This is a genomic window from Chryseobacterium daecheongense, assembly GCF_003729955.1.
In the GTDB taxonomy this organism is placed as follows: Bacteria; Bacteroidota; Bacteroidia; order Flavobacteriales; family Weeksellaceae; genus Chryseobacterium; species Chryseobacterium daecheongense.
Map to the genome: position 1 here is coordinate 720158 of NZ_RJTX01000004.1, position 15648 is coordinate 735805.

Genomic DNA, 15648 nt, shown 5'->3' on the forward strand with positions numbered 1-15648 from the left:
TTTTGCAAGGCTTTATTAAAGCATTTTTATGATATTTAGTACAAAAAAAGAAAAGAAATATACCTTTGTAGAGGCCGGAGAAGGACATCCATTGGTGCTGTTGCACGGACTAATGGGTGGTTTGAGTAATTTCGATAAGATGGTGCATTTTTTTTCAGAGAGAGGATTTAAGGTGTATGTGCCTCAATTGCCGATCTATGATTTACCCGTACTCAACACGAATCTTACCACTCTTGCAAAATATATCATCAAGTTTATTGAGAGCCATGTTTCCGGACCGGTAACTATTGTAGGGAATTCAATGGGTGGTCATGTTGGTTTGATTTTAACATTGGCAAGACCTGATCTCGTAAAGAACCTTGTCCTTACGGGAAGCTCAGGCTTGTATGAAAGAACTTTCGGGGACAGCTTTCCAAGAAAAAATGACAGATCATATATAAGGAAGAAAACAGAAGAGGTTTTTTATGACCCATCTGTTGCTACTGAAGATTTAGTGGACGAGGTTTTCAATGTGGTGAATGACAGGATGAAAGGGATTAAAACGGTGATGTTAGCAAGAAGCGCCATTAAACACAATATGCTGAATGATTTGCCTAAGATTATGTGTCCTACATGTATTATCTGGGGAAAACAGGATAATGTAACACCTCCGGAAGTTGCAGAAGATATGCACAAGTTTATTCCGAATTCAGATTTGTTCTGGATTGATAAATGTGGGCACGCTGCGATGATGGAAAAACCTGATGAGTTCAATGAAATTCTTTACCACTGGTTAAGAGATAAAGTATAAAAAGATGATAGGAGGTAAGTTTTTACTTCCTATTTTTATTTATGATGAAATTGAAATTCTCTTTTTTAATTCTATTTCTCTTTCTGAGCACTACGATGAGGGCTCAGAAAGAAGCCTGGTTGATAGGAGCCATTAAAGATTGTAAAACAGGGAATTATAATCCGGAACAAAAAAGCATTAAAATATTTGACGGAGATCGAGAAGTTGATTTTATCAATGAAGGATTCGGGGCATTTTATGCTAAAAATATGGAAACGAAAACCTATTCAGTTCAGTATCAGAATATTTTTGGACAAACGGTAGCTAAAAATGTGAATTTAACGGAAGGCAATAATTTTATTGACTTTTGTCTTGATTATTTTGTGGAACCTGATATCACTACTTTCGTTTCATCAGTTAATAAATTGGATACTTTAAAAATAAGCTTTAAAGGGGTTTCGGCTACGAATGTAAATGAACAAAATGCTGTTTTTTACTATAAAGGAAATGAACTTTGGGCTGATTTTAGGAATGAAAGTGGAAATTTTTCAAAAAAAATAAAACCTGAGATTTTAAAAAAATTAATTATATCAGAAAAGAAAGCTATAGAAGCGGCAGTTTTAAAAGATGAGAGTTCTGATTATAGAAATGTATATACTTTTGAGCTGGGCAGTAAGAAAAAGCAAATCATCAATTGCTATTTAGATGACTGGAATTTTTACGGCGATTTTTTTATCACGATATTTGGAGAATTAAAATAGTAAAAATGGTTATTAAAACAGCAAATTTTGTAAAGAGTAGTGGGAAATGGCAGGATTGCCCGGAACCTACGATTCCTGAATATGCTTTTATCGGAAGGTCTAATGTGGGTAAATCATCACTGATCAATGCGATGATGAATCATAAAGATTTGGCAAAAACATCCCAAACGCCGGGGAAAACCCAGCTTATTAATCATTTTTTAGTGAATGAAAACTGGTATTTAACCGATTTACCAGGATATGGGTATGCAAAAGTTTCCAAGTCGATCAGAAAAGATTTTGAAAAGTTGATTACCAATTATATTTTGAACAGGAGAAATCTTGTGAATCTTTTCGTTTTGGTAGATGTGAGACATAATCCTCAAAAGATTGATTTGGAATTTATCCAATGGTGTGGAGAAAGCGGGGTGCCGTTTTCTATTGTATTTACCAAAGCAGATAAGCTGAAACCTAATGTGGTTATAAAAAATGTAGAAGATTACAAAATGGAGCTTCACAAAACCTGGGAAGATCTTCCTGAATTGTATGTAACATCCGCTGAAAAGAAGGAGGGTTGTGAAGAGATCCTTGATTTTATAGAAAAGACCAATGATTTTTTAACACATAATAATGTAAGATTTGATGAGTAATATAATCTGGAAAATAAAAACTTTTGAAGAGTTTACGGTTCCGGAATTGTATCAGGTCTTGAAAGCTCGAGTTGATGTTTTTGTAGTAGAGCAAAATTGCCCTTATCCGGATCTGGATGATTATGATCAAAAGGCGATACATATCTGGGCAGAAGAGAATGGAAAGGTTCTGGCTTATTGTAGAGTTTTTGACAAAGGAATTAAATACCATGAAACTTCCATAGGAAGAGTTTTAACTACAGAAAATGCCAGGGGAAAAAGCTTGGGCAAATTATTGATACAATATGCTGTTGAAACTATAGAAAACAGGTTTCATACTTCTGAGATCAGAATTTCTGCACAGGATTATTTACTGAAGTTCTATGCCGGTTTCGGATTTGAGGATACCGGGAAAAAATACATGGAAGATGATATTCCGCATACGGAAATGCTTAAAAAATAGAAAAGCGAAGATTCATCTTCGCTTTCCTTGTGAAAAAAGATATTTTCGGGGTTATTAGTTTTTAACATCATCATGAAAAACAAATCCTTCGGTTCCTGTTTTCCAGATTTTAACGTAGAGCCATTCTTCATTTTTTTCAATCTCAACGAGTTTTGATCCCTGCCTGATCTTTTCAATTACGGCAAATTCAAAACCCGGCCCTTTATAGATTTTTACAACTTCTTTTTTTGCGTAGTATATAACAGAAGCATCATATAATGTAGATTCTGAGGCAACTTTACTGAATCCTTTCTTTTTTTGAAGGGAATTATTATAGACTGTTTTTACAGAAGTCTTTCCAATACAAACCCCACAGGTTCCACCGGAACTGCAATGCCCGCAACTTGAGCAGTTTGAACAAATAGAACAATTTGCAGAGCCAATGCACCTTCCATCTTGAATAATAATATCATTGGCTTTAAAACACGAGCACAAAAAAGACAAGCCAAGACAGGCTGTTACAATAAAAATAATTAATTTTTTCACGGTGTCAGTCAGTTTTATGAAGCCAAAAGCTTCATGTCAAAAATATTTATGTATGAGGAAATTACCTTACGGGAAACCGTAAATAAAAACAACTCTTTTTCAATTTGAAAAAGAGTTGGTGTGCATGATGTACTTTTTACTTAAATAAGCCCTAAATCTTTACAGAACGCAATCAGGTGTTCATTACTGTTAACGTCCAGAGACATTTTGATGTGACTTAACCTTTTTTCTATACTGCTCAAACTATTCGGTTTAATATTTTTGTTCTTAAGATACTCAGGGATATCTTTTTGTAAAACTCCTTTTGCTAAAAGTTTTATAAGGTCTGTGTCATAATTAGAGAGCTCGTAGGCGTTTATTTTTTTTACAGACTGCTGTAATTCCGTTGACAAATGCTGCCTATTTTGGTAGACAGAATTAATAGCAAGATTAAGTTCTTTACCATCATAACGAGCTTTGCGGACAAAGCCGTCTATGTAATAATCGGAAAATAAAGAGTCAATGGCACCGGATCTGTTTTCACCTGAGAAAACAATGATTTTTAATGTAGGATCCTCGAGCTTTGCCTGTATTATAAGCTCTTTTCCATCTTTGATCTGTTGGGTGTAATGATCTTCTTCAAAATAGATATCAGTAATCAATAGATCATATGGTTCCTTTTCCCGTATCCCTTTTTTTATTTTAGCCAAAGCATCATCACAATAATAAACATGATCAACATTATGGATGTTAAGTTCCTGTAATACCCGTTGTACAGATAAGTTGGTGATCTCGTAATCTTCAGCAATTAATACTTTTTTGAACATTTTTTTTAATTTTAAGAATGAGGAAGCGAAATGTTGATTTTCAGCCCCTTTTCAGTTTCTAAGTCAAAAATAATTGTTCCTTTCATTGAATGAATACGGTTTTCCGTATTCCGTAACCCATTTTTAGGATTAAGCTTTTCCTGAATACCAATTCCGTTGTCTGAATAATAAATATGAGTGCTGTTTTTGGAGTTTTCAAAACGTATAACAACAAGATCAGCAAGGCTATGCTTTTTCATATTAACCATCAGTTCCTGTAGTATATGATAAATTTCTTCTTGTTTAGAATCAGACAAATGATTCCATATTTTCTCTTCATTACCAACAATAAAGATCTTTCTGTTTTCATTTTGGAATGAACTTAAAAGCTGGGATACTTTATCTCTGAAATCTTCCTGATTATTAGAGCTAAGATTTTCATAAGAAATATCCCTGGACTTTTCATACACACTTTCCAGTTTATATAAAATCCTGTTTTTATCCATTTCTTCCTGATTTTCAATTTCAGTAAGAATTTGGTAAACACCATTGGCAACAACATCATGTACTTTTTTTGACATGGCAAGTTGGGTGTTTTTAAGATCAAGTTCGCTTTTCTGTTGTTGTATTTTCTGCTTTTTTCTAAACCATCCAAGGATAAGGACCAAGATTATAATGGCAATTACCAAAGCACCCAGTATAACAGATTGTCTTAAAATACGATTTTGCTTTTCAGTGATGATATTTTTTAACTGTTCAGTTTTGGATCGTATAATTGCAAAACGATTTTTGGAATTGTTTCTTGTGGTCTCCAAACTGTCTCTCAATAAAGTATAGGTATTGAAGTTTTCAGAATAATTTTCGGGATTAAGTCTTATTAATTTGTGTAGTGCTTCTAACCGATCGTCGGGACTTTTGTTTTTTTGAGCAATTTTATACATTTCCTGAGCATAGAAAAGAGCTTTTGATTTCTCATCTTTCTTTATATAATAATCAGCAATAGTAGCCAGGCTTGAGTTGATTCCTGTATGATCATTTTCCTGAATTCTGATTTTCCATGCTTCAGATAATTCCGGCATTGGATCATAATCATTGTTTTCCAGAAATTTTGTTTTGGCCAAATTGTTGAGAGCGCGAGCATAATCTTTTTGATCATGGGTTTTTATTGCTCTCTGAAAATACGCTTTTGCGGATTCTAAATCATATTGCTCTACATACGTATCCCCAATATTATTATAAAATGCTAATGAATCTATTTTTGTTTTTGCAAGAGATAGTGCAAGATTGTAATAGTGAATTGCATCATCAAAATTCTTAAGATTTTTTGAGGCAATCGCAATGGAATTATAGTTTTTTGAAGCGATGAGTTCGGAAATGCTGTCGTGCTTATTTTGCAACAATTTTTCTACTTCAATAGAGTTTGCAATACTTGTACGATAATCTCCGTTGTCGCATTCTATAATCGCGAGGTTGGTAATAGCACGTGCAGCTTCAATGCTGTCATGAATTTTTAAAAGATCATCTTTTGCTTTTGTGTAATAAACATAAGCAGAATCCGCATTTCCATTGTCTCTGAAATCTTGTGCTTTTAATAAGTTTTCGTTGGAAGCACCAACTGCATCTTGAAGTTTTTCTTTATTACAGCTAATAAAAGTTATTAGTATGAAAAAAATAATTCTTTTCAATTTTTCTTCCTAAGATACAAAAAAGAGAGCAATATTGTATTGCTCTCGAACTCTTGAAATAGTATTAAGGATTTATACCCGGTGTTGGTGCAGGAGGTTTTTGTCCCGTATTACCACCGGTATCTCCCTCATCTCCGCCAGTTTCATTTCCGGGATCGGATTCTGAAGTCTGAGCTGTTACTATACTGGAATTATTATTGGATGGTATATCTACATTATTCCCTGAAAATGCTAAACCTAATAGCATTAATAAGAATTGGATCATGTTTCTAAAAATTTAAAAATTGGTAATGTTCTTCTTCCTCTCGTGAGAGCTCACGAGCTGTACACATGTTGAAGCGCTTCTTAAATTTTTGGGAAGTATGATGATCCAGAGTGAGAGTAAAATTTGCTTCCCAATTCAGATATTAATCCTCACTTTATCACATCAATAATGAAATCTGTTTTGTACATTTGCTCTGATAGCAAGTCAGAGTTATTTATGATTTCTGATGCAAAACTATGCTCGTTAAACACTGATGCATAGGAGAATTCCGAAGATTCCGGCCATTCTTTAGGAATTCCGAAGATTCCGGATGTAATAATTATTCGAGGTATTTGGAAAAATGTTTACCAGTTATACAGATAGTGTTTTCAAAGCCTATCAAATGAAAAAAGAGAAAGGGAAGCTTTCTCTGAATTTAGTTGCACCAACTCCTGCAAAACTGAAACAGGAGTGCTCTATTGTATATTCAGAAAGATATAAAGAGAAGGACGGCAAAACCTTAAGACTTTTTTTCCTGCCGAAAGATGACTCTACAGACTATGGGATAAGCATCAGAAATACAGATACTGATAGATTCAAACCGTTAAGTAATTTTTTAAAAGGAAAAACTTCGGAAACGGAGGATAAGAATATTGAATTATTGGCCTGGCTTATTGATTTTGAACCGCGTCCGTATAATTTTAAGTTTAATTATGAAGCAGAGCTGGGAGATCCTGATGACAATAAAACAGATTGGGAAGAGCTCTCTGTAAATGAAAGAGGTTATGGAAATTCTAAACAGAAAAACTTTTTAGAAAAAGAGAAAGATGAAAGCAAATATTCATCGGAAGGGGATGAAAAAAAAGGAAAAACTCCGGAATTAAGCTTAAAAAACATTCTTATTGGAGGTGTCCTTAGCTGTTCTTTTATTTTAGCGGGATATTTGGGAATAAAGGATAAGGTAAAAAAAACAGAAAACTTTCAGGAAAAAATGACGGATAGCTCAGAGACGCGGAGAGGCATAATGGCAGAGCCATCAGATATTGTGAAAACGCCGATAATAGAGAGTAAAAAAGATAATAATGCCGGAGATAAAATTTCCACTGTTTATATTCCTGCCAAAAAGGAAATGCAATGTATGTACTGGAAAGATGATCATTATCAGGAAGCTTTTTGTGATGATGAAAATGTTCCGGCTTCTTTAATTGCGATTAATAAGAATTTAGTAGAAAATTTTAAAAAGATCACCTTTCCGGATACTATTACGGAAAAATCAGTTGGTAAAATATGGTATTTAAAATCAGATGGTAAAATAGAGTTTTTTACTCATGAAGGAAACCACCCAACGAATCATAGGAAACTGAAAAAAATGACGAAATATATTTTAGATAAACATGTTTATAATTAAAAAATGTTTCAGAACCAATTCTGCAGGACCAGGCGCAGACTCCCTACAGATCGAAGAATAAACGTCCTTCACAATAATTTAAAATTCAATTAAAACGATTCACCTAATATTCCTTTAATTTCGTCCTTTTTAAGATGAATAAAGGAATATTCTCATTTTTACTGTTTGGGTTTTCTTTGTGTTGGGCTCAGCAAAAGCCGGTGCAGATTGCTTTTCTGTCAGATGTGCATTTTCAGGATTTGTACGGAAGATTTTCGGATCATGATTTTAAAGGGATCATCAATCCTAAAACGGGAAAACCAACCATTCTGAGAACAATGGATTCTCAATTGCATTCGACCAGAATTTTTAATGAAAATTATTTTGCCTTCTTAAAAGCCCTGGATGATATTGCCGCTAAAGGAATTAAAATTGTAGCCATGCCCGGCGATTTTTCGGATGACGGACAAGCATATAATATTCGCGGATTACACAAAATTTTAGAAAAATATCATAAAAGATATGGGATCAATTTTTATATCACAACAGGAAATCATGATCCGGTTGGTCCGTTCCGGCAGAATGCAGGAAAGGATGATTTTCTAGGACAGGACGGGAGCCCATTAGGAATTTATAGCAAAGAAAATATTGGAAAAATCAAGAATAAGATTATAACAAAAGACATTGCAGAATCCGGGTATTTGGAAATTTTGGATGAATTAAGAGACTTTGGTTTTTATCCTAAAAAAGAGAATTTATTTTGGAGTACACCTTTCAATTTTCAGGCTGTTAAAAATTATTCTTACGAAAAAGTTCTGCAAAATGCTGATTATTCCAAAAGAATCTATGAAGTTTCAAAAGGTTTTTCTGTTCCGGATTTAAGTTATATCGTCGAACCCGTAAAAGGAATCTGGATGATTGCCATCGATGGAAACACCTACATTCCGAAAAATGTAAATGAAAAACCAGATAATCCTTCCAATTATAAAGGAGCAAGTATCGGTTACAATAACGTTCTTACCAACAAAAGGCATTTGATCGATTGGATGAAAAAAATCACAGAAGAAGCAAAATTGAACGGAAAAACTGTTATTGCATTTACACATTATCCAATGATTGATTTCAATGATGGTGCTACAAAAGAAATTGAAAATGTATTGGGCGAAAAGAAATGGCAGCTGGAAAGAGTTCCCGAAGAGGATGTTGCAAAAGCCTTTGCTGAAGCCGGATTACAGATTCATTTTGCGGGACATATGCACATCAACGATACCGGAATCCGGAAAATAGGGAATAAAATATTGGTGAATGTCCAGGTTCCATCACTAGCGGCTTATCTTCCGGCATATAAAATTCTAACAATTCATTCATCTGGAAAAATGGAGGTGCAAACAGAAGTTTTAAATGATGTTCCGAATTTTGATGAGCTATTTCCACTTTACGAAAAAGAATATGATGCTTTAAGAAAAAATGGAAATAAAACCCTTTGGAATAAGGATATTTTGCATTCGGAAACGTATCATGATTTTATGCTGTTTCACCTTAAAGAATTGGTTAGATTGAGAATGATTCCGGAAGATTGGCCGAGGGATTTCATTGAAAAAGTGGAAAAATTGAATGGTGAGGATCTGTTGTTATTAGTTCAAAATAAAGATCAAATAAAGGAAAGTGAAATTGATTCTAAAGCTTTCCAGAAATGGTTTTTTGGAGATGCTTTACTGGATTTATACAAGTTTCAGTCCGCTGATGAACTGGCAAAAAAAGATATCCCAAAAGAAAGATTACAGCAATATTATATATTAGAAAAATTGTTTCAGAAAAGTAAATCACAAGATCCATTTGTTTTGCAATTAAAATCTGTTTTTAAAATTCTTTCTTTACTTTCAAACGGCGATCCGGCGGATCATTTTGAAATAGATCTGAAAAAACAGAAGATTAAACGGTTGTGATTTTTATTTTCCACGGATTTCACAGATGTTTGTGTTTACCAGTGAAAAAGATTTGTGATATGAATATTTAAAAAACAGAAAAGACCATCAATTCTGACGGCCTTCTCATATAAATCTAATCGTAAAAAATGTTCTATTTTCCGTTCACAGGATTCTTTCTCTCATATGTATTGTTGTCAAAACTAATTTTATAGTTTGATTTAAAAAGTTTGCTCGGCAGGTAGTAATCTGTCGTAATAACCTGTGCCCCGCTTTCCTTTGCTTTTTCAAATCTTGAATAATCTTCTTTCCTTGCTTCCATCGTATCTGCATCGGCTCTGGTTCTGATAATATAGCCCCGTTTCACCAATTCGGCAATTTTCGGACTTGGATCATTCATAAATAATACTGCAGACTCAGGAGTTCCTGGCGTTGAATTTGTAAAAATCATTCTTCCTTTTAAAGATGGATGATCTTTCATATACAAGTCTCTGTTTTCACTATTGTTATCAAGTACAAACAGGAATTTTCCTTTGGCATCTTTCACTTTTGGCCAGTTTTTGTTTAAAACGGCTTCATTCAATGTTTTGTAAGAACCGCGAATATCATCCGGAGTGATGATTTTATTTTTCCCTAAATATTTTTTCAGCTCATTATCGAGATCATCAAAAAGTTTTGAAGTATAATGTTCAGGCTCTGTCCCGAATCGGTTGGCTTTTCCGTCTTTCGGTTCAAGGGTAATAAAAATAGGATCATGATCGGGGTGGGCATCAGACCATTTTTTCAGATCTTTCAGGCAATCTTCCAATGTGTAGTACCAAGTCTGATAATCAATATCCGTAATATGGATCATTTTATAACCCGGTTCTTTCATTTTTCCTTCAGGATCGAAAGGCTGGGATGTTTTTACCAGATCCAGAATTTTAGGATGGGCATATTTTCCGCCTTTACTGTCTGCATAAACATCAATTTCAAGGTTTCTTAATCCCAGATCCAGTTGTTGAGGTATTGGGATGTGTTCGTATTGGATCCTCGGAAGAAAATTCATCGAATCTTTTTGGGATAAATAACTGTAAACTTCAGGAAGAATCGCCTTTTTATAAGAATTGTGCGAACCGATCACCTGAATTTCATTGATCTTTAAATTGTTTAAATTTTGTGATTGCGACCGGAAAAGGTTTAATGAAGATAAAAATAAACCTAGTACAACTGCCTTTTTCATTGCATCAATTTTTGTAACGACGAAATTAAGCACTCATCTTTTCAGGCTGGTTATATATTATGTTAAGTGTTTTTTAAGATTGCGTAACATCTTAAAAATGCTATTTTTTAAATGATTGATATTTAATATGTTGATATTTTCTCATTTTGGGATATTTATATTTTATTGACTTTAAGATAATACTCTGTTAAAACGATTTTGTGGTAGATCCTTTTACTTTGTATGCCGAAATAAAAACTAACGATGGCTTAAAATGAAAACCACTGTTGCGGGAACAACAGCGGCTTTTTATTAAGCAATGTAACATCTTGCAATTACTTTACTTAATGATATGTACCACAAAATTAATTTTTTTAAGTTTAAAAAGCTAATTCCTATAGCATTAATATTTTTGGTGGCAAACCAGGTTAATGCTGAAGGTCTTACAATGAGCCATCCTGTATTTTCACAGGTGAATGAAACGATCACGGGTGTTGTTCAGGATCAGGAAGGCAAACCGGTAGAAGGCGCAAAAATCACGGTTGTAGAAACGGGTGAAACTGCTACTTCGGATGCGGCGGGGAATTTCAGTATTTCGGCAAATATCGGACAAACCTTATCTGTTTCTTATGACGGATATACAGAACAGATGGTGAAAATTTCAGGCACATCAGTTTCTGTTAGTCTTACGTCTAAAAAAGAAACAACTTCCATCGAAGAAGTAACTTTGGTTGGGTATGGTTCTCAGAAAAAATCTGATTTAACGGGGGCTGTAAGTCAGTTGAAAACTGAAAATTTCAAAGAAGGAATGAATATCTCTGTTGATAACCTAATGCAGGGGAAAATCGCGGGCGTCCGTATCGTTCAGTCGAGCGGTGAACCGGGAGCCGGGGTGAATGTTTCGATCAGGGGAATTGGTTCCATCAGAAGCGGAAGTACTCCATTATTTGTTGTCGACGGTGTTCCGTTAAGCAATGATGCGGTAAGTGCAACAGGTCCGAATATTGGTTTAGGAAATGCTCAGGCAAAAAATCCATTAAATTTTTTAAATACAAGTGATATTGAATCCATCACTGTTTTAAAGGATGCTTCTGCAGCTGCAATCTATGGAGCGAGAGGTTCCAATGGGGTGGTTTTGGTAACGACAAAAAGAGGAAAAAGGGGAGAGCCGATGTTTACGTATGATACATATTTGGGTTTTTCCTCTGTGATTAAAAAATTAGATTTATTAACTGCAGATGAATACAGAGCTGCAGGAATAGACAAATCTTACGATCATGGCGGAAATACTGATTGGCAGGATGAAATTTACAGAAATGCAGTTTCATCAAATCATTCGGTTTCATTCTCAAAATCTACGGAAACTGGAAATTATTTTGCATCAATTGCTCATATGGATCAGGATGGTATCGTACTGAACAGCAATTTCCGAAGAACAACAGCCCGCCTGAATGCAGAAGAATCTTTCTTCGATAACAAAAGATTAAAGATTAAACTAAATCTTACAGCAAGTGATATCAAGGAAACCGGGATTCCAAATGGTGCCAACGCTGGATCTGACGGACAGGTGATTATCCATGCCTTAATGGCGAATCCTACACGTTCCGTATATGATGAAAACGGTATGTATACGAACTTTAATATGAACGCTCACTACAATCCGTTATATTTATTGAGTGTTTATAATGATAAAACCAATACATTCAGAGTGTTGGGAAATACCGAAGCCACACTAAGAATCTTACCGGGACTGAATTATAAATTCAATTTGGGGATTGATAAAACAATGTCGGAGAGAAACACAACGATGTATCCGAACATTACAGACAGAACTCCGAAAGGAGCCTACACACAGGCAAACCTTGAATCTCTAAACGTATTGCTGGAACATTATTTAACTTATGATTTTAATGTAAATAAGCACGGATTCAATTTACTGGCAGGCTTCTCATATCAGAAATTCAAGTTTTCAGGAACTTATTTCGGAGTGAGAAACTTCGTTGGACAAGGAACTGGAGTTCCACCGGAAATCAATCCTGGATATTCGGGAGAAGCATTTATTCCGGGAGCGGGTTATGCTCAGGAAAACGAATTGCAATCCTATTTCGGGAGGGTAAATTATAATTTTGATAAAAAATATTTATTAACAGCGTCATTAAGAGCCGATGGTTCTACGCGTTTCGGGCTGAATAACAAATACGGGTATTTCCCTTCTGTAGCTGTCGGCTGGACGATTTCAAATGAAAATTTCTTAAAAGATTCAAATATTATTAATGAATTAAAATTAAGAGGAAGCTGGGGACAAACTGGAAACCAGGAGGTTCCGAACAAAATTACACAGGCAAGTTACTCGTTATCCCAGGGTTCAGGATATTATTTATATGATAATTTAAATCTGATCAATGGGGTTACGGTAAACAGAACAGCCAATCCGGATCTGAAATGGGAAGTTGTGGAGCAAACGAATATCGGTACGGATTTCAGCTTATGGAAAAATAAATTGTATGGTTCACTGGAATATTACAACAAAACAACAAAAGATCCTATTTTAAATATTCCTTCAGGTGCACTAAGCCCAACAAGTACAATCTGGAAAAATGTTGATGCGCAAATCGTAAATAAAGGATTTGAATTCTCATTAGGGTCAGAAATTATAAAAAATGAAAATTTCACGTGGAATCTTGACATAAATGGAGCGACAGTAAATAATGTGGTGAAAGATCTTCCGGTTTCAGAGATTTATTCGGGAGAGGTTTCAGGGCCAGGACTTTCAGGAGTTACAGCGAATATTTACAGAAACGGTTATGAAGCAGGATCTTTCTTTATGTTAAATTATTTGGGCATTGACGCCAACGGAAAATATATTTACGAAGATGTAGACGGAGATGGAAAGATCGGGCCGAAAGACAGGAAAATTTTCGAAGGAGCGATTCCTAACTTCACTTTTGGGATCAATTCTTATATGAAATACAAAAAATTTGATTTTGCATTTTCATTCATCGGACAAACAGGAGGTTACTTGGTAAATAATACAGCTTTAGATTTAAATATCAACAACTTAGCATCAGACAGAAATGTTTTAAAGAACTTTTATGAATCAGGAGCAAGCTTCACTAATCAGCCTCAATTATCTACTCTGTATCTTGAAAAATCAGACTTTATCCGGTTGAATAATGTAAGGCTAGGATATACTTTCGATATCAATCAGCTGAAATTTTTGAGAAGCATCAATCTTTATGTGAGTGCTCAGAATTTATTTACAATTACCAGCTATTCCGGTTATGATCCTCTTGTAGATACCAACAAACAGGTAGGAGGAAACCAGTCTCTGGGAATTGATTATACGACGTATCCGTCTGCAAAAACCTTCATTTTGGGAGCAACTGTTAAATTTTAATTTAAGTTAAATCATGAAATCTAATTTTTTAAATAGTATTAAAATCTTTCTACCCTTTTTTGCTTTGGCTTTAATTGGCTGTACAAATCTGGATGAAAGAGTAATTGATGAGGTATTAGGCTCTGAAAACGCAGATCCTGAAGCAGCCCTTGCTGCAGCTTACGGACAGCTTGGCGACGGAACTTTTGTCGATCATGGAAGTGTTTTTGCACTACAGGAGTATTCTACTGACGAAGCAATGTTGCCGACAAGAGGAAGTGACTGGGGAGATGGTGGAAAATGGAGAGCCATGCACGAATTCACATGGGATGCCAATAGTGACGTTGTAAAAACTACCTGGAACCAATTGAATCTGGGAATTACAAAATCTTTAACAGCCATCGGAAGTATCGATAAAAGCACCATCAACAACAAAAATTTATTTTTGGCGGAGGCGAAAGGATTATTGGCTTATTATACTTATACAACGATCGATTTATTTGGGCAGGCTCCTTACAGAGATCCGAATAATATCAATGCCCCGATTGAAGTAAAAAAAGCGGAAACTACCATTGATGCCTTAATTACAGAAGTGGAAGGACTTATTCCTAATCTTGCCGATATTAAAACCCAAAATACACACGCCGGAAGATTTACAAAGCAAGCAGCTTATGCTTTACTGGCAGATATGTACCTGAACAGAGCAGTTTTAAAGAACAAAACTGCAAGTACATTCAATTTCACGGAACAGGCTGTAAATGGTGGCGGAACGGATATGGATAAAGTTATTCAATATTCAAACTTATTGATTAATGGAGGACTTTTCAGTTTAGAATCCAATTATTTCCACAATTTTGATATTAATAATGATACAAGTAAGGAAATGATCTTTACTATTGTTCAGAAGAAGAATTCCAATAGAAATGCGGATAATGATTTAGCCTATATGTCGATGGAAAGAATTCAGAAACCGTCTCCTGACAACAGAGGAACAAATGCATCCTGCATCACTCCTGAATTTTATTATTCATGGAACGGGAATTTTAGTGATCCTCGTTTCCACAGGTATTATCAATATGATGACGGAACATGGTTTAAAAATGACGGAACAGATCTAAGTGTACCATCTACAAGTAAAGTGGAGGGAACAGGAAAACCTTGGTTTCATTTCAATAGAGGGTTACAGGTGGGTCAGCAATACGGGCCTAAAATTCTTGCCAATGGTAATTTTGATTTAACTGCCGACGGAAGAATTAAGGTATATAAATTATTCACAGAGAAAAATACTACACTTGCAGCTGACTTCACCCCTGAACTGAATTTTGATAATCCTGCAGAATCGGTATTTACCCAAGCGCAGATCAACAGAGGGGTAAGAAACTTCAAATTTGAATTTGACCCGGGTTATGGAAACAACGGAACAAGCGGAATGGATGTTCCTTTGTATAGATTAGGAACAATTTATATGATGAGAGCAGAAGCGTATTTCAGAAGCGGAAATGTAGCGGCTGCATTAGCTGATGTAAATATATTGAGGACAAGCAGAACCCGCGAGGCTTTATTCAACAATGCTCCGGGGGTAGCAATTACTTCTTTGGATGCCAATACTCTCTATAAAGAATCCGGATATGAATTGTATTGGGAAATGTACAGAAGAAAAGCAATGATCAGATTCGGAAAATTTGACCTTCCCGGAACTGCGAAACCAGCTTCCCAACCTTACAGAAGAATTTTCCCGATTCCTCAGGCAACGCTTGATGCATCAAAAGAATTCTCACAAAATCCAGGATATTAGTTTCTTCATATCAATAATTATTTTGCGTAAATAAAAGCGAAGGGATTTTTTCTCTTCGCTTTTATTTTTTATTTATCTTCTAAATCTGTTTATCTAAACAAACCTTCAAGGTTTGATACATTGT

General features: G+C 35.0%; 13 protein-coding genes. 8 read left to right on the forward strand and 5 right to left on the reverse strand.

What is annotated here, in order from left to right; genetic code table 11:
• Window positions 1–28: 28 nt before the first annotated feature.
• Genes EGI05_RS16660 through EGI05_RS16675 form a run of 4 tightly spaced genes read left to right on the forward strand, consistent with a single transcriptional unit; the run spans window position 29 to window position 2601 of the window.
• Window positions 29–790: an alpha/beta fold hydrolase gene (locus EGI05_RS16660; RefSeq protein ID WP_123264144.1), complete on the forward strand. Its 762-nt coding sequence runs from the start codon at window positions 29–31 to the stop codon at window positions 788–790.
• Between the two features lie 41 nt (window positions 791–831).
• Window positions 832–1530: a hypothetical protein gene (locus EGI05_RS16665; protein WP_134197449.1), complete on the forward strand. Its 699-nt coding sequence runs from the start codon at window positions 832–834 to the stop codon at window positions 1528–1530.
• Window positions 1531–1535: 5 nt separating this feature from the next.
• Window positions 1536–2159: a ribosome biogenesis GTP-binding protein YihA/YsxC gene (gene yihA, locus EGI05_RS16670; RefSeq protein ID WP_123264146.1), complete on the forward strand. Its 624-nt coding sequence runs from the start codon at window positions 1536–1538 to the stop codon at window positions 2157–2159.
• Window positions 2152–2601 (forward strand): GNAT family N-acetyltransferase, encoded by a 450-nt coding sequence (locus EGI05_RS16675; RefSeq protein ID WP_123264147.1) that lies wholly within the window; start codon window positions 2152–2154, stop codon window positions 2599–2601. Before yihA ends, EGI05_RS16675 begins: the two co-directional genes overlap by 8 nt.
• A gap of 54 nt (window positions 2602–2655) precedes the next feature.
• On the opposite strand, the gene EGI05_RS16680 is transcribed toward EGI05_RS16675, so the two are convergent.
• The 4 genes from EGI05_RS16680 to EGI05_RS16695 form a co-directional block, all read right to left on the reverse strand.
• A complete protein-coding gene (locus EGI05_RS16680) occupies window positions 2656–3126 on the reverse strand; it encodes an SH3 domain-containing protein (protein ID WP_123264148.1) in 471 nt (156 codons plus the stop codon).
• A 140-nt stretch (window positions 3127–3266) separates the two neighbouring features.
• Entirely contained in the window at window positions 3267–3932 is a 666-nt protein-coding gene (locus EGI05_RS16685) for a helix-turn-helix domain-containing protein (RefSeq protein WP_123264149.1), read from the reverse strand.
• Between the two features lie 11 nt (window positions 3933–3943).
• The gene (locus EGI05_RS16690) at window positions 3944–5596 is read right to left on the reverse strand and encodes a tetratricopeptide repeat-containing sensor histidine kinase (protein ID WP_123264150.1); all 1653 of its coding nucleotides are present in this window, start codon (window positions 5594–5596) and stop codon (window positions 3944–3946) included.
• Window positions 5597–5660: 64 nt separating this feature from the next.
• A complete protein-coding gene (locus EGI05_RS16695) occupies window positions 5661–5861 on the reverse strand; it encodes a hypothetical protein (protein WP_134197447.1) in 201 nt (66 codons plus the stop codon).
• 382 nt (window positions 5862–6243) lie between these two features.
• Between EGI05_RS16695 and EGI05_RS16700 the strand changes: the two genes are divergently transcribed.
• Window positions 6244–7248, forward strand: a complete 1005-nt coding sequence (locus tag EGI05_RS16700) for a hypothetical protein (protein WP_134197445.1) — start codon at window positions 6244–6246, stop codon at window positions 7246–7248.
• Window positions 7249–7382: 134 nt separating this feature from the next.
• The gene (locus EGI05_RS16705) at window positions 7383–9173 is read left to right on the forward strand and encodes a metallophosphoesterase family protein (protein ID WP_123264153.1); all 1791 of its coding nucleotides are present in this window, start codon (window positions 7383–7385) and stop codon (window positions 9171–9173) included.
• Window positions 9174–9306: 133 nt separating this feature from the next.
• Here EGI05_RS16705 and EGI05_RS16710 read toward each other — a convergent pair whose 3' ends face one another.
• The gene (locus tag EGI05_RS16710; RefSeq protein ID WP_123264154.1) at window positions 9307–10374 is read right to left on the reverse strand and encodes a phosphatidylinositol-specific phospholipase C1-like protein; all 1068 of its coding nucleotides are present in this window, start codon (window positions 10372–10374) and stop codon (window positions 9307–9309) included.
• Between the two features lie 331 nt (window positions 10375–10705).
• Here EGI05_RS16710 and EGI05_RS16715 point away from each other — a divergent pair, with 331 nt between their 5' ends.
• Entirely contained in the window at window positions 10706–13750 is a 3045-nt protein-coding gene (locus EGI05_RS16715; protein WP_123264155.1) for a SusC/RagA family TonB-linked outer membrane protein, read from the forward strand.
• Between the two features lie 13 nt (window positions 13751–13763).
• On the forward strand, window positions 13764–15524 hold the full coding sequence (locus EGI05_RS16720; protein WP_123264156.1) for a RagB/SusD family nutrient uptake outer membrane protein: 1761 nt from the start codon (window positions 13764–13766) through the stop codon (window positions 15522–15524).
• Window positions 15525–15648 lie beyond the last annotated feature (124 nt).

Bases quoted from the DNA above. Each gene is read 5' to 3' on its own strand.
- yihA (WP_123264146.1), top strand. From the start codon at position 1,536: ATGGTTATTAAAACAGCAAATTTTGTAAAGAGTAGTGGGAAATGGCAG.
- EGI05_RS16685 (WP_123264149.1), bottom strand. From the start codon at position 3,932: ATGTTCAAAAAAGTATTAATTGCTGAAGATTACGAGATCACCAACTTA.
- EGI05_RS16700 (WP_134197445.1), top strand. From the start codon at position 6,244: ATGAAAAAAGAGAAAGGGAAGCTTTCTCTGAATTTAGTTGCACCAACT.
- EGI05_RS16705 (WP_123264153.1), top strand. From the start codon at position 7,383: ATGAATAAAGGAATATTCTCATTTTTACTGTTTGGGTTTTCTTTGTGT.
- EGI05_RS16715 (WP_123264155.1), top strand. From the start codon at position 10,706: ATGTACCACAAAATTAATTTTTTTAAGTTTAAAAAGCTAATTCCTATA.
- EGI05_RS16720 (WP_123264156.1), top strand. From the start codon at position 13,764: ATGAAATCTAATTTTTTAAATAGTATTAAAATCTTTCTACCCTTTTTT.
- EGI05_RS16660 (WP_123264144.1), top strand. From the start codon at position 29: ATGATATTTAGTACAAAAAAAGAAAAGAAATATACCTTTGTAGAGGCC.
- EGI05_RS16675 (WP_123264147.1), top strand. From the start codon at position 2,152: ATGAGTAATATAATCTGGAAAATAAAAACTTTTGAAGAGTTTACGGTT.
- EGI05_RS16665 (WP_134197449.1), top strand. From the start codon at position 832: ATGATGAAATTGAAATTCTCTTTTTTAATTCTATTTCTCTTTCTGAGC.
- EGI05_RS16710 (WP_123264154.1), bottom strand. From the start codon at position 10,374: ATGAAAAAGGCAGTTGTACTAGGTTTATTTTTATCTTCATTAAACCTT.
- EGI05_RS16695 (WP_134197447.1), bottom strand. From the start codon at position 5,861: ATGATCCAATTCTTATTAATGCTATTAGGTTTAGCATTTTCAGGGAAT.